Annotated in this window: 21 protein-coding genes and 1 riboswitch; of the genes, 6 read left to right on the top strand and 15 right to left on the bottom strand. The window is 73.0% G+C overall.

Going from position 1 to position 22098, the window contains the following annotated elements; genetic code table 11:
* Nucleotides 1–201: 201 nt before the first annotated feature.
* Nucleotides 202–1155 (top strand): electron transfer flavoprotein subunit alpha/FixB family protein, encoded by a 954-nt coding sequence (locus tag MNY62_RS04110; protein WP_242342830.1) that lies wholly within the window; start codon nucleotides 202–204, stop codon nucleotides 1153–1155.
* Nucleotides 1156–1159: 4 nt separating this feature from the next.
* Here MNY62_RS04110 and MNY62_RS04105 read toward each other — a convergent pair whose 3' ends face one another.
* Complete coding sequence (locus tag MNY62_RS04105) at nucleotides 1160–3604, bottom strand: bifunctional acetate--CoA ligase family protein/GNAT family N-acetyltransferase (protein WP_242342829.1); 2445 nt, start codon at nucleotides 3602–3604, stop codon at nucleotides 1160–1162.
* Between the two features lie 154 nt (nucleotides 3605–3758).
* Between MNY62_RS04105 and MNY62_RS04100 the strand changes: the two genes are divergently transcribed.
* The 3 genes from MNY62_RS04100 (at nucleotide 3759) to MNY62_RS04090 (ending at nucleotide 8803) form a co-directional block, all read left to right on the top strand.
* Nucleotides 3759–5090 (top strand): hypothetical protein, encoded by a 1332-nt coding sequence (locus MNY62_RS04100; protein ID WP_242342828.1) that lies wholly within the window; start codon nucleotides 3759–3761, stop codon nucleotides 5088–5090.
* Between the two features lie 25 nt (nucleotides 5091–5115).
* Nucleotides 5116–5538 carry a DUF2703 domain-containing protein gene (locus tag MNY62_RS04095; protein ID WP_242342827.1) on the top strand — a complete coding sequence of 141 codons (423 nt, stop codon included), beginning with the start codon at nucleotides 5116–5118 and terminating at the stop codon, nucleotides 5536–5538.
* A gap of 149 nt (nucleotides 5539–5687) precedes the next feature.
* A riboswitch (cobalamin riboswitch) is annotated at nucleotides 5688–5894 on the top strand.
* A 128-nt stretch (nucleotides 5895–6022) separates the two neighbouring features.
* On the top strand, nucleotides 6023–8803 hold the full coding sequence (locus MNY62_RS04090) for a ribonucleoside triphosphate reductase (RefSeq protein WP_242342826.1): 2781 nt from the start codon (nucleotides 6023–6025) through the stop codon (nucleotides 8801–8803).
* Nucleotides 8804–8833: 30 nt separating this feature from the next.
* Here the strand turns inward: MNY62_RS04090 and MNY62_RS04085 are convergent, their stop codons facing one another.
* From MNY62_RS04085 to MNY62_RS04060, 6 genes are all read right to left on the bottom strand, one after another.
* Nucleotides 8834–9400: a TMEM165/GDT1 family protein gene (locus tag MNY62_RS04085; RefSeq protein ID WP_242342825.1), complete on the bottom strand. Its 567-nt coding sequence runs from the start codon at nucleotides 9398–9400 to the stop codon at nucleotides 8834–8836.
* A 302-nt stretch (nucleotides 9401–9702) separates the two neighbouring features.
* Nucleotides 9703–10389, bottom strand: a complete 687-nt coding sequence (locus tag MNY62_RS04080) for an NAD(P)-dependent oxidoreductase (RefSeq protein WP_242342824.1) — start codon at nucleotides 10387–10389, stop codon at nucleotides 9703–9705.
* 241 nt (nucleotides 10390–10630) lie between these two features.
* Nucleotides 10631–11569 carry an SDR family oxidoreductase gene (locus MNY62_RS04075; RefSeq protein ID WP_242342823.1) on the bottom strand — a complete coding sequence of 313 codons (939 nt, stop codon included), beginning with the start codon at nucleotides 11567–11569 and terminating at the stop codon, nucleotides 10631–10633.
* A 75-nt stretch (nucleotides 11570–11644) separates the two neighbouring features.
* Nucleotides 11645–11833, bottom strand: a complete 189-nt coding sequence (locus MNY62_RS04070) for a hypothetical protein (protein WP_242342822.1) — start codon at nucleotides 11831–11833, stop codon at nucleotides 11645–11647.
* 120 nt (nucleotides 11834–11953) lie between these two features.
* Entirely contained in the window at nucleotides 11954–12598 is a 645-nt protein-coding gene (locus tag MNY62_RS04065; RefSeq protein ID WP_242342821.1) for a dihydrofolate reductase family protein, read from the bottom strand.
* Nucleotides 12599–12771: 173 nt separating this feature from the next.
* The gene (locus MNY62_RS04060; RefSeq protein WP_242342820.1) at nucleotides 12772–13974 is read right to left on the bottom strand and encodes an MFS transporter; all 1203 of its coding nucleotides are present in this window, start codon (nucleotides 13972–13974) and stop codon (nucleotides 12772–12774) included.
* 188 nt (nucleotides 13975–14162) lie between these two features.
* On the opposite strand from MNY62_RS04060, the gene MNY62_RS04055 reads away from it, so the two are divergent.
* Complete coding sequence (locus MNY62_RS04055) at nucleotides 14163–14891, top strand: 2-oxo acid dehydrogenase subunit E2 (RefSeq protein WP_242342819.1); 729 nt, start codon at nucleotides 14163–14165, stop codon at nucleotides 14889–14891.
* Nucleotides 14892–14936: 45 nt separating this feature from the next.
* On the opposite strand, the gene MNY62_RS04050 is transcribed toward MNY62_RS04055, so the two are convergent.
* The 4 genes from MNY62_RS04050 to MNY62_RS04035 form a co-directional block, all read right to left on the bottom strand.
* Nucleotides 14937–15569: an NAD(P)-dependent oxidoreductase gene (locus tag MNY62_RS04050; protein ID WP_242342818.1), complete on the bottom strand. Its 633-nt coding sequence runs from the start codon at nucleotides 15567–15569 to the stop codon at nucleotides 14937–14939.
* Between the two features lie 334 nt (nucleotides 15570–15903).
* Nucleotides 15904–16662 carry an amino acid ABC transporter ATP-binding protein gene (locus tag MNY62_RS04045; RefSeq protein WP_279426206.1) on the bottom strand — a complete coding sequence of 253 codons (759 nt, stop codon included), beginning with the start codon at nucleotides 16660–16662 and terminating at the stop codon, nucleotides 15904–15906.
* 14 nt (nucleotides 16663–16676) lie between these two features.
* On the bottom strand, nucleotides 16677–17312 hold the full coding sequence (locus MNY62_RS04040) for an amino acid ABC transporter permease (protein ID WP_242342817.1): 636 nt from the start codon (nucleotides 17310–17312) through the stop codon (nucleotides 16677–16679).
* A 10-nt stretch (nucleotides 17313–17322) separates the two neighbouring features.
* The gene (locus MNY62_RS04035) at nucleotides 17323–18111 is read right to left on the bottom strand and encodes an amino acid ABC transporter substrate-binding protein (protein ID WP_242342816.1); all 789 of its coding nucleotides are present in this window, start codon (nucleotides 18109–18111) and stop codon (nucleotides 17323–17325) included.
* Nucleotides 18112–18432: 321 nt separating this feature from the next.
* On the opposite strand from MNY62_RS04035, the gene MNY62_RS04030 reads away from it, so the two are divergent.
* The gene (locus MNY62_RS04030) at nucleotides 18433–18768 is read left to right on the top strand and encodes a hypothetical protein (protein WP_242342815.1); all 336 of its coding nucleotides are present in this window, start codon (nucleotides 18433–18435) and stop codon (nucleotides 18766–18768) included.
* Nucleotides 18769–18822: 54 nt separating this feature from the next.
* Here MNY62_RS04030 and MNY62_RS04025 read toward each other — a convergent pair whose 3' ends face one another.
* The 4 genes from MNY62_RS04025 to MNY62_RS04010 all read right to left on the bottom strand — a co-directional run bounded on the left by MNY62_RS04025 (nucleotide 18823) and on the right by MNY62_RS04010 (nucleotide 22011).
* Nucleotides 18823–19629 carry a hypothetical protein gene (locus MNY62_RS04025; RefSeq protein ID WP_242342814.1) on the bottom strand — a complete coding sequence of 269 codons (807 nt, stop codon included), beginning with the start codon at nucleotides 19627–19629 and terminating at the stop codon, nucleotides 18823–18825.
* An 86-nt stretch (nucleotides 19630–19715) separates the two neighbouring features.
* Nucleotides 19716–20669 carry a DUF1295 domain-containing protein gene (locus MNY62_RS04020; protein ID WP_242342813.1) on the bottom strand — a complete coding sequence of 318 codons (954 nt, stop codon included), beginning with the start codon at nucleotides 20667–20669 and terminating at the stop codon, nucleotides 19716–19718.
* On the bottom strand, nucleotides 20666–21451 hold the full coding sequence (locus MNY62_RS04015) for an SDR family NAD(P)-dependent oxidoreductase (protein ID WP_242342812.1): 786 nt from the start codon (nucleotides 21449–21451) through the stop codon (nucleotides 20666–20668). Before MNY62_RS04015 ends, MNY62_RS04020 begins: the two co-directional genes overlap by 4 nt.
* Nucleotides 21448–22011, bottom strand: a complete 564-nt coding sequence (locus MNY62_RS04010) for an EXPERA domain-containing protein (RefSeq protein ID WP_242342811.1) — start codon at nucleotides 22009–22011, stop codon at nucleotides 21448–21450. Before MNY62_RS04010 ends, MNY62_RS04015 begins: the two co-directional genes overlap by 4 nt.
* Between the last annotated feature and the right edge of the window lie 87 nt (nucleotides 22012–22098).

The raw sequence follows: 22098 nt of genomic DNA, 5'->3' as shown, positions 1-22098 counted from the left end.
CCGCCGGGGCGCCACCGCGATAGCGGCGAAGCCGCCCGCGGTGGCGCATGGGACCCGGCGAGCCGGGGTGGGGCCCCGACGAGCTCTGCTCGGCGGGGCGGGGGCGGAAGCCCCCGTGAGATCATGGCTGAACGACGGCGTGATTCGCGACGCCGAAGGTGATCGCGAATCACGAACCGTCGTTCAGCGGAGGAACGCACCATGGCGAACGTGCTCATCGTGGCGGAGCAGCACGCGGGAAAGCTCCGGAAGGCGACCCTCCACGCGCTCTCGGCCGGACGCGAGCTGGCGGCGCGGACCGGAGGCGAGCTCGCCGCAGCGCTCCTCGGGAGCGGGCTCGACGCGGCCGCGGCGGAGCTCGCGGCGCACGGCGTCGAGGTGCACGTCGCGGACGCGCCCGGGCTCGAGCACCCGCTCGCGGAGGCGTGGGCGCCGGTCCTCGCCGACCTCGCGCGGGCGACGGGGGCGACCCACGTCGGCGCCGCCGCCACCGCGGTCGCGAAGGACGTGCTCCCGCGCGTCGCGGCGAGGCTCGAGGCCGGGATGGCGACCGAGGTCGTCGGGTTCGGCGGCGAGGGGAGCGCCGTCACGTTCCGGCGGCCGATGTGGGCGGGGAACGTGCTCGCGGAGGTGGAGATCGTGACCGCCGTGAAGGTGTTCACGGTGCGCGCGACGGAGTTCGCCCCGGCGCGGAAGGAAGGGCAGGGAGCGATCAGGCGGGCGCCCGTCGCGATCGACCCCGCGAGCCTCCGGACGCGCCACGTCGGCTTCGTCGAGGTGAAGATCGCGCGCCCCGAGCTGACCGAGGCGCGCGCCATCGTGGCGGGCGGCCGCGGCACGAAGGGAGACTTCAAGCCGATCGAGGCGCTCGCGGACGCGCTCGGCGCCGCGGTCGGCGCGACCCGCGCCGCGGTCGACGCCGGCTGGGTGCCAAACGACTGGCAGGTCGGGCAGACGGGGAAGGTGGTCGCGCCCGAGCTCTACGTCGCCGCCGGGATCTCCGGCGCGATGCAGCACCTCGCGGGCATGAAGGGGTCGAAGGTGATCGTGGCGGTGAACAAGGATCCCGACGCGCCCATCTTCCAGGTCGCCGACTACGGGCTCGTCGCCGACCTGTTCGCGGCGCTCCCGGAGCTCCAGGCGAAGCTGAAGTGACCGCCTAGCTCCCCGCCAGGCTCATCTCGATGAGGCAGAGGTCGGGGCTCTCCGGGTCCCGGCGGATCGCGAACCCTTCCCGCGCCATCAGCTCGAGCGCGGTGCTGTTCTCGTGGAGCACCTCGCCCTCGAGCCGGGCGATCCCGCGCGCGCGCGCCGCCGCGATGAGCATCCGGATCAGCCGCGCGCCGATGCCCCGGCCCTGCCACGCATCGGCGACCACGATCGCCACGTGGGCGGTCTCGGGGTCCGCCTTGATGTAGCGCGCCACCGCGATCTGGGTCTCCTTGCCCCCCTGCTCGACCAGGGCGACGAGGGCGAGCTCGCGGTCGTAGTCGATCTGGGTGAACCGGATGAGCATCTCCCGGGTGAGCTCCTTCAGCGCGACCATGAAGCGGAAGTGGCGGGCGTTCTCGGAGAGGTTGCGCACGAAGCTCGCCTCCATCTCCGCGTCCTCGGGGCGGATGGGGCGCACCGTGACCGTGACGCCGCCGGGGAGCTGCCAGCGAGCGCCGACGTCCGTCGGGTACGGGTGGATCGCCATGTGCCCGTAGCGCCCCGCCTCGGGCGCGGGGGGGGCGATGGACGTGCGCGCACCGGACGCGTAGACCTCGTCCGCCGCGACGACGAGGGGCGAGATCTCGAGCTCGCGCAGCTCGGGCAGCTCGCTCACGATCGCGGACACCGCCCAGAGCGTGCGCTCGAACGCGGCGACCTCCTGCGCGGTCATCCCGCCGGGCGAGGTGAACACGGAGGCGATCCGGCTCGTCCGCACGAGCGTCTGGATGATGGCGGTGTCGAGCGGCGGGAGCGCGACGACGGCCTCGCCCCCGAGCCCGGAGGCGCCCCCCCGCCCGAATCGGATCACCGGTCCGAAGACGGCGTCGCGGGCGACGCCGACGTACAGCTCGGTCCCCGTCACCCGCTGCCCGGCGGTGTCGCGGTCGCGGATGCCGACGGCCGCGAGGAGCCGGCGTAGCTCCGCGCCCGTGAGCCGATCGCGCCCGCGCGCGAGCGCCGCGCGCACGAGCTCTCGCGCGCGGTCGAGGTGCGGGATCGCGTCGGGGGCGAGCGGTCCCGGCACCTGGCGGAGCAGGCGCTGGTTGCGCGCGTGGCTCGCCAGGAGCGCGAACGCGTCCACGGCGGCCTCGGGCGAGGAGAAGGCCGGGACGCCCGCCTCGACGAAGCGTGCGTGGGCGCTCCGCACGAGCTCCTCGCCCATCCAGCAGGCGACGATCGGCTTCGAGCGGCCCCGGCTCGCCGCCACGACCGCGTCGGCCGATTCGGTCGGGCGCGCGCGCGGGTGCGGGGCGAGCATCGCGAGCACGGCGTCGACGTTCGGATCGGCGAGGCAGAGCTCCACCGCCGACCGGTAGCGCGCCGGGTCGGCGTCGGAGAGGAGGTCGAGCGGGTTCGAGCGGGGGCGCGCCGGCGGCAGGAGCGGGTCGAGTCCCCTCCGCGTCGCGTCCGCGAGCGGCGGGACGACGACCCCGAGATCGGCGGCGCGATCGGCGGCGAGCAGGCCGGGACCGCGGGCGTTCGTCACGACGGCGAGCCGGTTGCCGCTCACGGGCCGGGGGGTCGCGAGGAGGCGCGCCGCGGCGAACATCTGGTCCATCGACCCGACCCGGACCGCGCCGGCGCGCGCGAGCGCGGCGTCGAAGGCGTCGTCCGACGGCGCCGGCTGCGCACCGTCCGCCCCCGCGAGGTGCCGACCCGCCTTCACGACCACGACGGGCTTGAGGCGCGCCGCGAGCCGCAGGCCGCTCAGGAAGGCGCGCGCGGAGCGGATGGTCTCGACGTAGAGGAGGATGCTCTTCGTGGCGCGGTCGAGCGCGAGGTACTCGAGCACCTCGCCGAAGTCGACATCGAGCGCGTCCCCGAGCGACACCAGCGCGGAGAACCCGATCCGGTGGGCCGCCGCCCAGTCGAGCGCGGTGGCGCAGATCGCGCCGGACTGGGATACGAGCCCGATGGACCCTGGGGAAGCGCTCCCGCTCGTGTACGTCGCGTTGAGCAGCGCGCCCGGTCTTGCGAGCCCGACGCTGTTCGGACCGAGGAGCCGCATGCCGCCGCGCGCTGCCGCATCGAGGAGCGCGCGGGCCGCGCCCGCGTCCAGGCCCGCGCGTCCGGGCGCGCCCGAGGCCGAGGTCGCGATCACGGCCCCGCCGACGCGGCGCGCCGCGCACTCCTGCACGACCTCCTGGAGCGACGCGGCGGGCGAGGCGACGATGGCGAGGTCGACCTCGCCGTCGATCTCGGCGAGCGAGGCGCACGCCCGCACGCCGGGCGGGGGCTCCGCCACCTCGCCGACGACGTGGACCGGCCCCGCGAACCCGCCGGCGATCACGTTCCGCAGGATGACGTCGCCTGCCGAATCGCGGCCGTCCGCCCCGAGCACCGCGATCGCACGGGGAGCGAAGATTCGTTCGAACGGATGAGGACGCACGCTCCCGTGATGGTACCTCCGGCGGCGCCCCCGCGGCGGGCGCAGATGTCGCGCGCGCGGCGATGACCCCTTGGAAGGCGGCTCGCGGCCGCTGGACGGCGCGCCCGAGCCGAGCCCCGGTGCTATGGTCCGCCGCAAAGAACGGAGGCCGCCCATGCCGGACGAGGCCAAGCTGGCGAGGACCATCGCCACCGCCATCCTGGGGATCGACACCGTCTGGGGGGGCGACGTGATGAGCCCCTCGGGTACGGGCCGGTACATCGCCGACTCGTGGTTCTCCGACGAGCCGCTCCCCGACGCCTATACGCACCCTGCGGCCGCGAGGGTGCGGGAGACGGGGGGCGTCGCGGCTCCGTCGCCGGACCCGGCCGCCATCGACGCCTACCTCGCGGCGGTGGACGTGCCGGCCGCGATCGACGAGGTGACCGCGCAAGGACGCGCGCTCGGCGGCCTGCGCGGCGCGTTCGTGGCCGGGCAGGGCGAGAGCCTCCGCGTGATGTGGGAGCTCGTGGAGGAGCTGCGCGGGCGCGGGCCGAAGGTGCCGTACGAGCGGTGCGTGGTCGCCTCGACGGGGAAGCCCCCCGAGCGGTCGCGGCCGGACGAGAAGCGGAAGCTCCTCGCGGACCTGCTCCGCGTGCCGGCCGAGCCGCAGCGGCTCCTCGCGGCGGTCGACGCCTGGCGCGGCGAGCGGCTCGTCCCCCGCAAGGCGCTGAAGCTCCTCGCCGACGGCTTCATCGCCCAGCTCGAGGAGGGCACGCGCCGGCACGTGGTGCCGTACCTGCCCGCCTCGCTCCACGCCGTGCCGCGCGCGAACGTCGAGTTCGTGCTCATCGAGAACGCCTGGTTCTCGGGCTCGATGAACTACCTCGGCCGGGCGCGCGACCCGGACGGCTCGCCGCGGTACGAGGCGACCTACGAGATCAACGCCGCGCTCGAGATCTCGATCCCGGAGCTCGTGGACCTCGTTTCGCACGAGGTTGTCCCCGGTCACGTGACCAACTTCGCGCTCGCCCAGGCCCTCTACGTCCAGGGAAAGCTCGGCTTCGAGGGCACCGTGCTCACCATGAACACGCGGGGTGCGGCGCTGTCCGAGGGGCTCGCCAACAACGCCATCCTGATGGCCTTCGGCGTGAAGGAGGTCGCGGAGCTGCCCGACCCGGACCTCCAGATCGGCACGCTCCTCGCGCTCCTCCAGGACGACGCGAAGAATCAAGCGTCCTGGCTCACCTGGGAGGAGGGCCGCCCGCAGGACGAGGTCGCCCGGGTGCTGCGCGGCGAGTACCTCGTCTCCGAGGAGCGCGCCGGGAAGCTCTCCGGCGGCTGGGGCCGCCACCCGCTCAACGGGCGCATGTACCTGCCGTGCTACCGCGCCGGCACCGAGAAGGTCGCCGAGCTCCGGCGGCGCCACCCGCCCGAGAAGGTGATCCCCGCGCTCTACCAGGTGTTCGGCCTGGTGGACGTCGTGACCATCGATCGCGTGCTGTGACGCTCCCGCCGCAAACGAGAAATCCATGAGGACCCTACCGATTGTCTGGCAGCGACTCGTCAGCTCAGAGGGCAAGACCTGCGTCCGATGCGATGCTTCGCATCAGGAGCTGTTGCGGGCAGTCAGCAAGCTCAAGGAGGCGCTCAATCCCTTGGGCATCGAGCCGACCCTCGAGACGAGAGAGCTCGACGAGGCATCCTTCAAGGTCAATCCCTCGGAGTCGAACCGCGTGTGGATCGCCGGCTCGCCCATGGAGGCATGGCTCGGAGCCGGCGTCGGGAGCAGTCGTTGCTGCGCTGTCTGCGGCGAGTCGGAGTGTCGCACCATCAAGGTAGGCGGCTCCGAGTTCGAAGCGATCCCCGAACACCTTCTCCTGAGTGCCGCCTTGGTCGCGGCCTCTCGGTTGCTGGCCCCGACATCGGAGACCCAGCCGCGGCCAGGCGGCTGAGGAAGAAGCGTGAGGGAGTCTCGGCCCGCCGCTTCACGGCTTCGGCGATGAGGGACCCTCCAGACCAGGTCGGCGCGTGTGAGCGGCCGCGCCCCGGCGCCAGCGAAGCGAGCCCACCACATATCGGTTGACCCGACGTTCGAGCCACCATACGTTGTTGTCGCGCTGGTGCTCGGGGTTCGCTCCGAGCGAAAAGGGAACCCGGTGAGATTCCGGGGCTGCCCCGCAGCGGTAAGCGAGAACGACCTCCGCCACACGCACTGGCTCGGTTCGGCTGGGAAGCGGCGGACACTAGGGTCCGGGAAGCACCCGGAGCGCTCGCGAGCCCGAAAACCTGCCAGCGCCCGTCGCCGCAGATTCCGGCTACGGAACGACCGACACGCCTCGTGGGAGGGCGGATGGTCCTCGGTGCACCGGCCTGCCATGGGCCCTCGTGCGCTGTGGTCCTCCCTCCGTGCCCGCGAGGCGCCACGAGGAGGGCCCCGTGTTCGAGACCATCGAGAAGCGCGACGGACGGGTGGTGCCGTTCGACGCCGAGCGCATCCTGCGCGCCATCGCCAAGGCGGGCGCTGTCAGCGGAGAGATCGACGCAGCCGAGGCGAGGCGCCTCTGCCAGCGCGTCCTCGCCATCGCGGGCGCGACCGTCGAGGGTCGACCGACGGTGGAGCGGATCCAGGACGTCGTGGAGGAGGTGCTCTTCGCGAGCCCCTTCCGGCGAACGGCGCGCGCGTACGCCGTCTACCGCGAGCAGCACCGGGCACTGCGCGAGGTCTCCGACTCGGCCAACCTGGCGCTCGTCGACGCCTACCTGGATCGCGCCGACTGGCAGGTGGCCGAGAACGCGAACATGGCGTTCAGCCTGCAGGGGCTCAACAACTACGTCGCGAGCCACGTGAGCTCCACGTACTGGCTCGAGCGGCTGTATCCGCCGGAGGTGCGGGACGCCCATCGCTCGGGCGACCTCCACCTCCACGACCTGAACCTCCTCGCCGTCTACTGCGTCGGCTGGGACCTCGCCGACCTCCTTGGCGAGGGTTTCCGTGGGGCGCCCGGGAAGGCCGAGAGCGCGCCGGCGCGCCACTTCCGCACCGCCCTCGGCCAGATCGCGAACTTCTTCTATACGCTCCAGGGCGAAGCGGCGGGCGCGCAGGCGTTCTCGAACCTCGACACGTACCTCGCGCCGTTCATCCGGCACGACGGGCTCGGCTACGAGGAGGTGCGCCAGGCGCTGCAGGAGTTCGTCTTCAACCTCAACGTGCCGACGCGCGTCGGCTTCCAGACGCCGTTCACGAATGTCACCCTCGACCTCGAGTGCCCCGCGCTGCTCCGCGGGGAGTCGGTCATCCTCGGTGGCGAGCGGCTGGAGGCCACGTACGGCGAGTTCCAGGCGGAAATGGACGTGTTCAACCGCGCCTTCCTCGACGTCATGGCCGGTGGCGACGCGAAGGGGCGCGTCTTCACGTTCCCGATCCCCACCTACAACATCACGCCCGGCTTCGACTACGAGGACCCCCGGCTGGATCGTCTCTGGGAGGTCACCGCCAAGTACGGGCTGCCCTACTTTGCCAATTTCGTGAACTCGGAGCTGTCGCCGGAGGACGCCCGGAGCATGTGCTGCCGCCTCCGCCTCGATACGCGCGAGCTCGAGCGGCGCGGCGGCGGCCTCTTCGGCGCGAGCCCGCTCACGGGGTCCATCGGCGTCGTCACCGTGAACCTGCCGCGCCTGGGCCACCTCGCGCGCGACGAGGCCGACTTCATGGCTCGGCTCGACCGGGTCATGGACCTCGCTCACGACAGCCTGGTCCTGAAGCGGAAGATCCTGGAGCGCTACACCGAGCAAGGCCTCTATCCGTACGTCCATCACTACCTGCGCCACATCCGCGCCCGGAGCGGTTCGTACTGGCGCAATCACTTCTCCACCATCGGCCTCGTCGGCCTCGCGGAGGCCGTCGACAACCTCCTCGGGACGACGTTCACGAGCGAGGCCGGCCGCGCCTTCGGCCTGCGCGTCCTCGACCACATGCGCGGGCGGCTCGAGCGGTACCAGGCCGAGACGGGCACCCCCTTCAACCTGGAGGCGACGCCGGCGGAGGGGACGAGCTACCGGCTCGCCCGGCTCGACAAGGCGCGCCACCCCGGCATCCGCTGCGCGAACGAGGCGGCGGTCGGGCGGGGCGCCGCGCCGTACTACACGAACTCGTCGCAGCTGCCGGTGGACGCGAGCGACGACGTCTTCGCCGTCCTCGATCACCAGGACGAGTTCCAGGCGCGCTACACCGGCGGGACCGTGCAGCACGTGTTCGTCGGCGAGGCCATCGACGATCCCGCCACGGTGAAGCGGTTCGTGCGGACCGTGTGCGAACGCTACCGGCTGCCCTACTTCACCGTGACGCCCACGTTCTCCGTCTGCGGTGAGCACGGGTACGTGGCCGGCGAGCACCCGACCTGCCCGCGCTGCGGCGCCGCGACAGAGCTCGCGGATCGTCGGGTACCTCCGTCCCCTTCAGCAGTGGAACCCCGGCAAGCAGGCCGAGTTCGAGCGGCGCCGCTCCCTCCGCCCGGACGGGGACGGGGCGCGCTCGTGATCATCGCGGCGGTGCGGCCCTGCTCGTTCGTCGACTGGCCCGGGCGGCTCGCGGCGGTCGTGTTCACGCAGGGCTGCAACCTCGCCTGCCGCTACTGTCACAACCCGGCGCTCGTCCCGGCCCGCGCGGCACGGCGCGTGGCCGAGGGCGAGGTGATCGAGCTCCTGGAGGCGCGGCGCGGGCGGCTCGACGGGGTCGTCGTGACCGGAGGGGAGCCGACGCTGCACGCGGGCCTGGCGGCGTTCCTCTCGCGTGTGAAGGCGCGTGGCTTCGCGGTGAAGCTCGACACGAACGGCACGCGGCCGGAGGTGGTCGCGGCGCTGCTCATGGCGGGCCTCGTGGACCACCTGGCCGTCGATCTGAAGGCGCTCCCGCCGGCGGCGAGGTGGCTCACCGGCTCGGACGCGCAACCCGTAGGGGCGCGCCGGTGCCTCGAGCTCGCCCTGGCGGCGGGCGTCGAGCACGAGGTACGGACCACGCTCGCGTCCCCGGTCCACGACGCCGCGCAGCTCGACGGGCTCGCGAGCTTGGCGTCCGGCGCGCAGCGCTGGGCCGTCCAGCGCTTCCGCCCGGGCGGTCACCTCGACGAGGCGAGCGGGCTCGCCCCGCCGGACGAGCACCTGCTGCGTGCGGCGCGCCGCGCGGCGGCGGCGCACGGCGTCGCCCTGCGGGTCCGGTGAGGAGCGCGCGCGACCCCGCACCGGAGGGTCTCACGCGCTCTGCAGCGCTCCCCACGCCGACACGCCGCCGAACGCGAAGAACACGCCCGCGGCCGCGATGCGGATCCACTTCATCGGCACGCGCGCGGCGACCTTCTCGCCGAGGAACACCGCCAGCCCGTCCGAGGCGAGCATGCCGAGCGTCGTACCGACGGTGACGAGCGCGATCGACTGGTAGCGGGCCGCGAGCGCGACCGTCGCGAGCTGGGTCTTGTCCGCCATCTCGGCGAGGAAGAACAGGATCGTCGTCGTGAGGAACGGGCCGAAGCGGTCGGGCTTCTCTTTCTCCTCGAGGGTGTCCGGCTTGAGCGTCCAGAAGCCGAAGCCGATGAAGGTCGCCGCCAGGATCGCCCCCATGACGCGGGCCGGGACGTGGGCCGAGACCCAGGTCCCGACCGCGGCCGCGAGCGTGTGGTTCAGGATCGTGGCCGCGAGGATGCCGGACATGACGATCCAGGGGCGCCGGTACTTGGTGGCGAGCGAGAAGGCGAGGAGCTGGGTCTTGTCGCCCATCTCGCTGATGGCGACGAGCAGGAACGAGCTGAAGATCGGTTCCACGTTCGACTCCCGGCGGGCGCCCGCCCGCGGTGGTGACTGGCCGGGTGTCGAGGGACGGCGGACGGACGACCCCGGCCAGGGTTGAACCCTGTCCGAAGGTCTCGTTCGTCTCGCCGAGGCGAGGTGGGGGACCGGGCCCGTTGGCCGGTGTGTCGATCACCCCTCCGCCGCGGAGTGCGGCGGGAACTACTCCCCTTGCGACGGGGAAGGTAGCAGGGCCAGGGCCGGGGCCGCAATCCAATCTCGTCGGCCCTCCCGCGAACGCGGCGCTGCCCCGAGCACGCTCCACCGGCCGTCCGAGCTCACCCTCCCTCCGGCCTCGCCGCCACCTTCACCGAGGCCAGCCCGATGATCCGGCGCACGTGCGCAGGGTGCTCGAGCTCGTCGAGCAGGAAATCCGCCACGTCGGCGCGGCTGATGGTGAGGCGGGCGGACGGAGGCATCCGGCCGTCCGCGACGCCGTACGCCCGGGTGAGCGCGCCGTTCGTCAGGCGTGGCGGTCGGGCGATGGTCCAGTCGAGGCCGCTCGCGCTCACGATGCGCTCCATCTCGGCGGAGTCCCTCGCCACGTTCCGCAGGAAAGTCCGGCGGGCGATCGCGTTCAGGAGCCCGTCGTGCTCGAAGAGCACGGCCACGCCGACCACGAGGAGCCTCCGCACCCCCGTCGCCTTCATGGCCGCCACGGTGCTCCGCGCGCAGTCGCCGACGAGGGTGGTCGGCCCGAGCCCCACCGGCCCGAGCGCCGACAGCACCGCGTCGTGGCCGCGCAACGCTGCACGCAGCGCATCTGCGTCGCGCGGATCGCCCGGGATCACGGTCAGCCCGTGGCGGAGCGAGCCGAGCTTCTCGGGCGAGCGCACGAACGCGGTCACGCGGTGGCCTCGCCACAGCGCCTGCTCCAGGATCGCGCCGCCCGTGCCGCCCGTCGCGCCGAGCACGAAGAGGTCGAGCCGCCCTGGTTCCTCTCGCTCCACCGCTGAACCGTCCATCGTCTTCGCTCCTTCTCGCGTCGCCTCGTTCCGGGAGGCGATCGCCTCGAGACCGGGGAGCGTTGCAGGGTGCGGGCCAGGAGGCTGCGCCGCGGGCTGCGAGCTCCGCGCTCCGCGCGCTCGCCTGGCCTCTACGCTCCCGCAGCGAGACGCTCGGAGCGCGACGGGCGAGGCGCGCCTGAACGGATCGCTCACGCGGTGAGCGCCTCGGAGCCGAGGTCGACGCTCATCGCTGGGCGCGTCAGCGGTAGCCGGTGGTGTCCGCGGGCCGGCCGGCCTCCTGCACCTCGACGAGGTAGCGCCAGCAGTCCGGCCGCGAGCCGTCCAGATCGGTGAAACCATACACGCCGGCGAGCTGGCCGCTCGACAGCGACTCGCCGTTCCAGCGGGTCCTCGCCGGGTCGGCCGCGAGGGCCGCCACGGCGCGGCCGACGAACCGCGGCGTCTCGGAGATAGCGAAGTGCGGCTGGCGGGCCGTGGCGTCTCGCCAGTTGGCCTCGGTCACGCCGTAGTGCTCGAGCATCATCTCCGAGCGCATCCACCCCGGCGTGAGCGCGACCGCGGTGCCGCCGTGCGGGGCGAGCTCCTGCGCGAGCGCCCACGCGAGCCGCGTCGCCGAGGTCTTGGCGAGATCGTAGAAGGCGGAGAGGCGGTAGTGCGTGAGGTTGTACGCCGCGGTGCCGTCGGTGACCTCGACCACGAGCCCGCCCGGCCGCGCCACGAGGAGCGGCAGCGCGTGGTGGCTCGTGACGAGGTGGGTCTCGACGCCGAGCCGCAGCATGCGCAGGCCGTTCTCGAGCGAGTGCTTCCACACGGGCACGTTCCACTCGATCAGGCGCTCACCACCCCAGATGTCGTTCACGAGGACGTCGAGACAGCCGCGCTCCCGCGCGATGCGCGCGACGAGCGCCTCGACCTGGGCCGGATCCAGGTGATCGGTCGGGACGGCGATCCCTCGACCGCCGGCCTCGTCGACCAGCGTCGCGGTCTCCTCGATGGTCTCCGGGCGATCGTACTCGGAGCGTCGCGCGCGGGTGCTCCGGCCCGTGACGTACACGGTGGCCCCCGCGGCCCCGAGCTCCACGGCGATGCCGCGGCCGGCACCCCGCGTCGCTCCCGCGACCAGGGCCACCTTTCCGTCGAGCGGGAGCCTGCCTGTCTGCGCTGCGTCCTCCGCCATCGGAGTGCCTCCTCGGTCGCCCCTGCGGGGGCCGAGCCGAGGGGGCCGCCCTCTCCGCGGAGCGCTCGCCCGTGTCTAGTCGGTGCCGAGCTCGCACTCGGAGCAGAGGAGGACGGGGTCGTCGTCCTCGGCGTCCGTGCGCACGGCGCGCGCGACGGCCGCTTCGCGGCTCAAGGTCGTGCCGCAGCGGTCGCATTCGGTGTCGGCATCGCCGCCGGAGCGGCTCTGGTACCAGGGGGTGGGTTCGGTGCACGGATCGAGCATGAGATCATGAGTAGACGCGCTGCGGCGCGCCGCCACGCTCCGGCGGGAGCCGCCCCAGAGCGGCCGCGCGCTCCGCGCGGGGTGCCGCGGCGCGGTCACGACTCGGGCCGCCGCGGAGCTTCACGGTCGCGAGAGCTGGAGGTGCGTGACCCCGGGCGCGGCCACCGTGCGCACGAGCTCGAGGCCGTGCAGGTCGTCGCCGGCGCCCTCGAACAGCCGCTCGCCCGAGCCGAGCAGCACGGGCACGAGGCTCAGCATCATGTCGTCGACGAGGCCGGCGACGAGGTACTGGCGGGCCACGCTCGCGCCCCCGGCGAGCGAGACGTCGCGCCCTCCCGCGGCGCGCCGCGCCTGCTCGAGCGCGGCCTCGATGCCCTCGGTGACGAACGTGAAGGTGGTCCCACCCTCGAGGACGAGCGGATCCCTCGGGTGATGGGTGAGGACGAAGACGGGGTGGTGGAACGGCGGATTGACGCCCCACCAGCCGCTCCACGGCTTCTCCCGGTCCCACGGGCCCGGGTGGCCGCCGAACATGTTCCGGCCCATCACCGTCGCGCCGATGTTCGCGAGCGACGCCTCGACGACGGGGGTGCTCTCGTTCACCTCTCCGCCGGGGAGGCCGTGCGGCGCGCGCCAGGCGGCGAGCGGGAGCGCCCACTGGTGCAGGCGCATGCCGCCGACGCCGAGCGGGTTCTCCACGCTCTGGTTCGGGCCGGCGACGAAGCCGTCGAGCGAGATCGAGATCCTGAAGCGAAGCCTGGACATGCGCGGGCCCCTCCGGACGCCGGTGCGTGTTCCTAACCGCGCGCGCCGGGAGGGGACAGCTCGAGATGGGGCGGCGCGCGGGCCTGGCGCGAGGACGCGCCAGGTGACTCGCGGTCCCAGGAGCTCCGCGCGCACCGGGTACTCATACCCGGCGTCCACCACCGCGGCGGGGGTCAGCGCCCGGAGGCCGGGCGGGCGAGTCGATCCCCTCGGAGCAGGAGGGCGGACAGCGCGATCGCGCCGAAGACCGCGCCGGCGACGAACGTCAGCGCCGCGCCGAAGCGATCCCACAGCAGGCCGGCGAGGGCGCTCGCGACGAGCATGGCGACGCCGCTCACCAGGTTGAAGAAGCCGTAGGCGGTGCCCCTCAGGTCCTCAGGCGCGGTGTCGGCCACCATCCGCGCGAGCAGCCCCTGGGTCATCCCCATGTGCAGCCCCCACAGCGAGATGCCGGCCCACACCCAGGCCCAGTGGCTGCTCCAGGCCAGCGCGGCGTCCGCGGCGACGAGGACCGCGAGCCCGTACGCCAGCAGGCGGGGGTGGCTCGTGGAGTCCGAGAGCTTGCCGAACGGATAGGCGGACGCGGAGTAGACGACGTTCATGCCGATGAGCACGAGCGGCGCGAGCGCGATGGGGAGGCCTCCCTGCCGGGCGCGCAGGATGAGGAACGCCTCCGAGAAGCGCGCCAGGGTGAACACGGCGCCGATCGCGACCACCCACCCGTACGCCGGCGGCAGGCGCCGCAGGCGCTCGCGGCGGATGGGGCTCGTGACGCGCCCGCGCGGCGCGCCGTCCGGCTCCCGGACGCCGAGGAGCAGCAGCGCGACCGAGAGCGCTCCCGGGACGATCGCCACCGCGAACACGGCCCGGAAGCGGTCGCCGGTCACGAGCATCAGCCCGATCGCGAGGAGCGGACCGAGGAAGGCGCCCACCGTGTCGAGGGACTGGCGCAGGCCGAAGGCGGCGCCGCGCACCTCGCGCGACGCGAGATCCGCGACGAGCGCGTCGCGCGGCGCGCCGCGGATGCCCTTGCCGATCCGATCGACGAGGCGCGCGGCGAGGACGTGTCCGGCGCTCGTCGCGAGGGCGAAGAGCGGCTTCGAGAGGGCGCCCAGGCCGTAGCCCAGGACGGCCAGCGGCTTGCGCCTTCCCCAGAGATCCGACAGCGCGCCCGAGAACACCTTGACGATGAGGGCGGTCGCCTCGGCCGCACCCTCGATGAGCCCGAGCACGAGCGCGCTCGCCCCCAGCGACGAGACGAGGAAGACCGGCAGCAGGCTGTGGATCATCTCCGACGAGACATCCATCAGGAGGCTCACGAAGCCGAGCGCCCAGACGGCCGAGGGGATGCGTGGCTTCGCGGCGGCGTCGCTCATGGCTCGAGTCACCGTGCCGCTTTCTCGCGGACCGCGGCACCGCTCGGACGGGTACGGGGCGCGCTCCGGCCCGCGGCAGGGGCAGAGCGCGTGGCGCGGTCGCGGACCGTCACGCGCTGTGGCATCGTCGCCCCATGAGCCGCGCCCCTTGCGAAACGAGGCCGTTCCCGAGGCAGCGGAACGACGTCGTGGACGCGCTCGAGATCGGCGTCCGCCGCCACATGGTCCACGCGCTCCTCGAGCTCGACGTGTCCCGGGCACGCGAGCTCCTCCGCGAGCTCGAGCGGAGCGGGGAGAAGCTCTCGTTCACCGCCTTCGTCGTCGCGAGCCTCGCGCGCGCGATCGACGCCGATCGGCGCCTGCACGCGTACCGGGACTGGCGGAACCGCCTCGTGCTCTTCGACGAGGTCGACGTCGTGACGCTCGTCGAGTCGGAGGTCGACGCGGTCGCGATCCCGCACGTCGTGCGGGCCGCGAACCGGCGGACCCTCCGCGAGATTCACGACGAGATCCGGCGGATCCAGGCGGAGCCGGGCGCGAGCGCGCAGCGCTCCGGGGCCTTGATGCGGCTCTCCGCCCTCACCCCCGGGCTCCTCCGCCGCCTCTTCTTCCGGGTCCTGCGGAGGAACCCTCACTGGCTGAAGCGGACCGCGGGCACCGCGCTCGTCACCTCCGTCGGGATGTTCGGCCTCGGCGCGGGCTGGGTCGTGGGCATCGTGCCGCTCCACACGCTCTGCCTCACGGTCGGCGGCATCACGCGGAAGCCCGGCCTCGTGGACGGGCGCGTCGAGCCGCGCGAGTACCTCTCGCTCACCGCGAGCGTCGATCACGACATCGTGGACGGCGCGCCGGCGGCGCGGTTCGCGAGGCACCTTCGTGAGCTCATCGAGGGCGCGGAGGTGCTGCGGGGCGCGTGAGGCGCCTGCCGCCGGCGCGCCCGGACGTCGCGCGCCTCCGGAGCCTCACGAGGCTCGCCTCGCCGGTGCGCTCACCGCGGCCAGCCCGACCATCCGGCGTACGTGCGCGGGCTGCTCGACCTCGTCGAGCAGGAAGTCCGCCAGGTCGGCGCGGCTGATCGTGAGGTCGGCGCCCGGAGGCATCCGGCCGTCCGCGACGCCGTAGACCCGCGTGAGCGGCCCGTCCGTCAGCCGGGGCGAACGAGCGACGGTCCAGTCGAGGCCGCTCTCGCTCACGAGGTGCTCCATCTCGGCGGAGTCCCTCGCCACCTCTCTCAGGAGCCTCCGGCGGGCCATCGCGCTCAGGAGCCCGTCCTCCTCGAAGAGCACGGCCACGCCGACGATGAGGAGCCGTCGCACGCCCGTCGCCCGCATGGCGGTGACGGTGCTCCGCGCGCAGTCGCCGACGAGGGTGGTCGGCCCGAGCCCCACGGGCCCGAGCGCCGACAGCACCGCGTCGTGACCGGGCAACGCCGCGCGCAGCGCGTGGGCGTCGCGCGGATCGCCCTGGAACACGGTCAGCCCGTCGCGGAGCGAGCCGAGCTTCTCGGGCGAGCGCACGAACGCCGTCACGCGGTGGCCGCGCCACCGGGCCTGCTCGACGATCGCACGGCCGGTGCCGCCCGTCGCGCCCAGCACGAAGAGCCTTCTCCTCGTCCGCCCCTGATCCGCTCCCCCCGGCCCTGTGGCGCTCAAGTCCGCGTCCTCCCGCTCGGCGAGGCGCGCCTCCGGTCCTTCCGGACGCCGCTCACGAGCCCGGGGCGCGCTGCACGCTGCGGACCACGCGGTCGCGCCCCTCGCGAGGGCGCCGCGAGGGGCGGGAGGTCGAGGCTTTCCGGCGACCCTCGACCCGGGCACGTCGCTCGATGGCGCGCGGCCTGAGCAGATCGCTCACGAGGTGAGCGCCTGCGCTGCGCAGGCGCCGTGATCGCGCAGAAGGGCGCCAGCCCCGTGCGCGGAAGGCGCGGGCGAGCTACGTGCGGCCGCTCTCGGAGAAACGCTTCAGGAACGCCCGGGTCCGCTCGTTCCTGGGGTTGTCGATGAGCTCTCGCGCGGGGCCTTCCTCCACGACCACCCCGCCGTCCATCAGCATGGCGCGGTCGGCCACGTCGCGGGCGAAGCCCATCTCGTGCGTCACCACCACCATGGTCATCTTCTCGGCGGCCAGGGTGCGCATGACCTTGAGGATCTCGCCGGTCAGCTCGGGGTCGAGCGCGCTGGTCGGCTCGTCGAAGAACAGGACCTGCGGGTCGAGGGCGAGGGCCCGCGCGATGGAGACGCGCTGCTTCTGCCCGCCGGAGAGCTCGCAGGGATAGGCGGAGGCCTTTCCGGCGAGCCCCATCTTCTCGAGCAGCGCCAGGGCCCGCTCCCGCGCCTCGGCCTTCCCGCGGCGTAGCACGCGCACCTGCGCCTCGGTGATGTTCCGCAGCACGGAGAAGTGCGGGAACAGGTTGAAGTCCTGGAACACCAGCCCGAGCTTGAGGAGCGCGCTGCGCAGGGTGGCCGCGTCGGCGTAGACGCCGCCGTCGAGGATCCGGGTGCCGCAGATGGTGATGGTCCCGCGGGTGGCGGTCTCGAGGTGGGTGACGGCGCGGAGGAGCGTGGACTTGCCCGAGCCGGACGGCCCGATGATGGCGAGCACCTCCCCCTGGTGCACGGAGAAGGAGATGTCCGAGATGACCCGCAGGTCGCCGAAGGACTTGGAGAGATGCTCGACGGTGACCACGTCCATGGCGGCGCTCCGGCTCAGCTGTAATACGCGAGCTTCCGCTCCGCGCGCAGAAAGGCCTCGGACACGGCCCAGTTCATGACGAAGTAGAACACCCCGGCGATGAAGATGGGCGTGGTGGAGAACTGGCGCGCGGAGGCGTTCTGCGCGACGCGGAAGAGCTCGGCCACGCCGATGGTCTGGGCGAGGGCGGTGTCCTTCACCAGCGTGATGACCTCGTTGGCGGAGGCGGGCAGGATCCGCTTCACCACCTGGGGCAGGACGATCCGGAAGAAGGTGTCGGCGCGCGTGAAGCCGAGCACCTTTGCGGCCTCGTACTGGCCCTTCGGGATCGACTGGATCCCGCCGCGGTAGATCTCCGCGAAATAGGCGGCGTAGTTGACGGTGAAGGCCACGATGACCGCCGTGAACCGGTCGTACGAGGCCTCGAACAGATAGTAGGGGGCGAAGTAGACGAAGAGGATCTGGAGGATGAGCGGCGTCCCGCGCATCACCAGGATGTAGAGGTTGACCGGGACGCGCACCAGCCGGCTGGCCGACATGCGGCCGAGGGCGACCGGCAGCGCCAGGGGGAGCGCGAAGACCAGCGTCAGGAGGAAGATTTCGAGCGAGACGAGGGAGCCCTCGAGCATCGCCCCCAGCATCTTCACCATGCGCCGGTGCTCACTTGCCCACGACCGAGATGTCCGAGCCGAACCACTTGATCGTCACCTTCGCGAGCGTCCCGTCGGCCGCCATGGCCTCCAGCGCGCCCTGCACGGCGTCGCGGAGGGCGAGATCGTTCTTGCGGAAGCCCACCCCGAACACCTCGGGGGCGAGCGACTCCTTCAGGACGGCGTAGGCCTTCCCCGAGCGCTTGATGTTGTCGTCGGCGACGATGAGGTCCATCACCACGGCGTCGACGCCGCGCGCCTCGAGGTCCATCAGGGCGGTGAGGTTGTCCTTGAACTCCACCACCTCCTTGAGCGACGCGCGGAAGGCCTTGGCGGCCTCGAGGGCGTCGGCGGCGGAGGAGCCGGCCTGCAGCCCGACGGTCTTTCCCTTGAGGCTCGCGAGGGTGGAGTATCCGGAGCCCTTCTTCACCACCACCACCTGGGCGTTCCGCAGGTAGGGCTTCGTGAAGATCATGGCCTTCTTGCGCTCGTCGGTGATGGTGAAGCCGTTCCAGATGCAGTCGATCTTGCCGGTGTTGAGCTCCTGCTCCTTGGCGTTCCAGTCGATGGCCTGCGGGACGAGCTGGACGCCGAGCCGCCTCGCGACCTCTCTCGCCAGATCGATGTCGTAGCCGACGATCTGGTTGTCGTCGTTCCGGAACCCCATGGGCGGGAAGGAGTCGTCGAGGCCGAGGACGAGCTTGCCCTTCTCCTTCACGGTCTTGAGGGAGGTGTCGGCGGCGAGGGCGGTGCCGTGGAGCGCCACCAGGCTGAGCGCGGCGAGGAGGATCTTCTTCATCGTGCGGTTCCTTAGGCTGGACCGAGGGGCGGGCGGGACTGGGAATCGCCCTGTCCGGGGCAGCGGAACTTCGCACGCAAGCCGCGGGCCCGGCAAGGGGACAGGACGCCGCTCAGCGGTGCGCCCGCGTGCCTGCCTTTCCGCTGGCCTTCCCGGGCGCTGCGGCCGGGATCGGCTGCACGCTCCGCTGCGCGACGGTCCTTCTCGACAGCGCGGCGCGCGAAGGCAGCGCCGCCGGGACCGGCCCCGCACGCGCGAGCGGGGCGCCGGCCGGTCGGCCGCTTCGAGCGGCCGCCGGACCTTGCGGTATCCTCGCGCCACATGTCATCGAGCTTGCCGCCCGTGTGGCGGGATTACCGGACGCGGCGCCGGCTGTTCGCTGCCGCGATCGTGGGCTTCGTGCCGATCATGGCCTGGGCGACGAAGGCGCTGCCCGAGCTCACCGGCAGCGACGGGCCGGGGCACGTCCTCCTCGCCGCCTGGATCACCGCCTTCGTCGGCGCGGCGGGCTGGTTCGCGGCGTTTCGCTGCCCATTCTGCGGCCACCACTTCCACTGGACGGTCTGGGTGGCGAACCCGCTCTCCGACGAGTGCCTCCACTGCGGGTTCCGCAAGTGGCGCGACCCGCACGCGGCGCGGGCGTTCGCGCGGCGTTGAGCGCGGCGCCGGATGGCTCGGTCCGGCGATGCGTTGCCGGCGGCCCTCTGCCCGTCACGGGAGCAGCGCCTCGGCCAGGGCCTGCCGCATCACCTCGGCGAGCGTGTCGAGCGAGTCGCTCGTGTCGGTGTGGGTCGTCGCCATCGCGGGCGTCTGCGAGCGCGATTCGCCGCCCATCAGGAAGGGCAGCGGCCGACGACCGAGGCGCATGAGTCGCTCGTCGTAGAAGGCGCCCTTCGCCTTCTCGCGCAGTCGCCGCGCCAGCTCGAGCATGTTCCCGGTGCTGGAGGGTTGCATGCCGGTCCCCAGGCACGAGAAATCGAGCTGGGCCTCCGCGAGCGCCGCCACACGCCCGCCCCGCGAGTAGACGAGGAGCACCTGCTCGATGGCCTCCTCCGACGAGCGCACCGTCCTCGTGGAGGCGCGGGTCATCTTGAGCCCTCCCGTCACGACGGCGGCGCCGACCGAGAAGCTCTTCGACTTCTCGGTGCGCTTGACCTCGGTGCGCGACGCGCGGACGCCTCGCAGGATGGCCATCACGTGGGTCCACTCGACCCCCATCGAGTCCCCGAAGCGCGGCGTGAAGGTGATGCGCGCGTCATCCATGGCAAACGCGTGGGCGACGGTGCGGTCCTTGTCGGTCGGGCAACGGGCATCGACCGCGACGGCGGCCAGCCCGGCCTCGCGCAGCGCGACGACGAGCGAGCGGGCCCTGTCCGGCTCGAGCCGAGCCAGGAGCGAAGGGGGCTCGGGGGCGAGGCGCATGCGGGCTTCAGCCAGCGTGAGACCCGTGGCGCCGGCCACTGCGCGCGCGGCCTCGTCGGGGCGCGTCGCGGGGCGGACGATGGCGACGAGCTTCATCCAGTGAACCTAACTCAAAGCCATCCGACGATCGCTCGCGACCATGGCGCCGGACTTCACCGCGACGCACTCGGGACGGGGCGTCTCTAGCCCCGGCCGCCGCGCCCGCGGCGCTCGCCGCGCCCCCCGGGCTGCTCGCGGCGCGGCATGCGCCAGGGCAGGAGCGCAGGGGTCGCGCGAACGCGCTCCTGGTACGCGGGGTGGCGGGACAGCATGTGCCGATCCATCCAGGGCACGCTGACGAAGACGAAGAGCAGCGTGATCGCGAGCGGGCCGATCGCGGTCCAGGCCCACCCGGGCGCCGCGGCGACGCCGAACATCCACAGCCCCCACCAGAACAGGATCTCTCCGAGGTAGTTCGGGTGGCGGCTCCACCTCCACACGCCTTCGTCGAGCACGGCCTCGTCGCCGTGGCGCCGGCGCAGGAACGCGCGAAGCTGCCGGTCCGCGGTGGCCTCGAGCACGACGGCGCCGACGGCGATGACGCACGCGAGCACGTCGAGCGCGTTCCACGGTCGACCCGGGCCGGCGAGCGCAACGAAGATCGGGAGCGAGCCGAGGAACACCCAGACCGTGGGCATGAGGTGGATCCCCACGAAGCTGAGCGGCCAGTAGCCGCGCCCGCTCTTCGCCCGCAGCTCACGGTACCGGAAGTCCTCGTGCCCGAGCCCCTGCCAGCGCACGAGCTGGTTCGCGGTGAGTCGGGCACCCCAGGCGCAGACGATCGCGAGGACCAGCACGCGCCGGAGGCCGCTCCCGCCGTCCGGCGCCGTCGCCCAGTAGGCGGCGATCGGCACGGGCGCGACGCTCCAGTAAGGATCGTAGAGGCTGGAGTTGCCGGCGAGCACGCTCGCGCCGAACACGACGACCGTCGCGGCCAGGTCCGCCGCGGCGGCGACGACGATCGGGTGGCGATCACGGAGCTGCCACCCGACCGCGCAGGCGACGCCGAGCGCGACGAGGTAGACGAGCGCGAGGACCGCGCGCCCGCGGTTTCGGTCGTCGGCGGGCGTGCGCCGCTCCTCGATTCGTCCCGTCACTCGTAGAGCCTGCGCGTCGCGCGCTCCATGATGCGGATCGAGAGCCGGCGGGGCAGGAGCCGGCCGAAGGTGAAGGCGGCGACGCGGTTCACCGCGCCGGTGACGAGGCTCGGGCCGCGGCCGAGCGCCTCGAGGGCACGCCGGGCGACGTCGTCGGGGTCGGACAGGGGGACGCGCCGCCGCGGTCGCGAGGCGGCGAAGCCGGCCGTGCGGGTGGCGCCCGCGCGGCACGCGACGACGTCGACGCCGCGGGCTCGCAGCTCGGCCCACAGCCCCTCCGCGAGCACCAGCCCGAACGCCTTGGAGGCCGCGTACGAGGCGAGGAGCGGGTTTCCCTGCGAGGCGGCGAGCGAGGACATGAGGACGATCCCGCCGCGCCCCCGCCGCGCCATCGCGCCGCCCAGCGCGTGCGCCAGGGTCACCGGGCCGCGGCAGTTCACGTCGACGACGCGGAGGTGCTCCTCGAGCGGCCGATCCACGAACGGTCCGATCACCGAGTGAGCGGCGTTGTAGACGAGGAGCCCGACCTCGAGCCCGGCCGTGAACCGCCCGGCCTCTTCCGCGAGGTCTGCGCGCGCGAGATCGCAGGGGGCGACGCGCACCTCGACCCCGTGGGCGGCTCGCAGGGCGACCGCGAGCCGCTCCAGCGCCTCGCGCCTCCGCGCCAGCAGGACGAGGTGCAGCCCGCGCGCCGCGAGCGCCCGCGCGAAGGCTTCACCGAGACCGGCGGACGCCCCCGCCACGAGGGCCCACGGGCCGTAGCGAGCTCGGAAGTCCTTCATCGCGGCCCCAGGCGTCCGGGGCGCGGCGGGCCTGCGGCGGCCGGGGCGGTGGTGAACGGGTGAGGGGAGCGCAGGACGCGCCACACGACGATCCACGGCACGATGAGCCAGGGCGCGTTCGCGGCGATGACGACCGCCGGGGCGGGCGTCGCGTGCGTGCCGAACAGCTCGTCGAAGAGGATGATGACGACGTTCGTGGAGAGGACCGAAGCCCACACGATGCACGGAGTGCGGATCCAGTCGCGGCCCCGCACGAACGCGTAGAGGGCGACGGCATAGAACGGCCCGAAGAGGAGCACGTCGAGCCAGATGGTGGCGCGGTACCACGCCGGCCGCGCGAGCAGGAGCGGGTCGTATGTCTTCTCCCACCAGTGCACGAGGTCGAGCAGGGGCCCGGGTGGCCAGAGCGGCGCCGTGTACTCGAACGGATCGGCGATGACGATCTGCTCCAGGCTCACCACGTAGGTGGTGAAGCACAGGTTCACCGCGAAGAACGCGAGGAGCGCGACATCGAGCGGACGCCGCGAGAGCGGGACGGGCATCGAGTCGGGCGCGCGCATCCGGAGCTCGTCTTCGTGGAAGCGCGGCCGCCGCAGCGGAATTACTTGGGGTCCTACCTCGGCGGGGCGTGCGAGTCCGGCCCGCCT

This window comes from Anaeromyxobacter terrae, from assembly GCF_022690685.1.
Lineage (GTDB): Bacteria > Myxococcota > Myxococcia > Myxococcales > Anaeromyxobacteraceae > Anaeromyxobacter > Anaeromyxobacter terrae.
The sequence above is the reverse complement of the archived record's forward strand: the minus strand, read 5'-3'. Positions and strand labels throughout refer to the sequence as shown.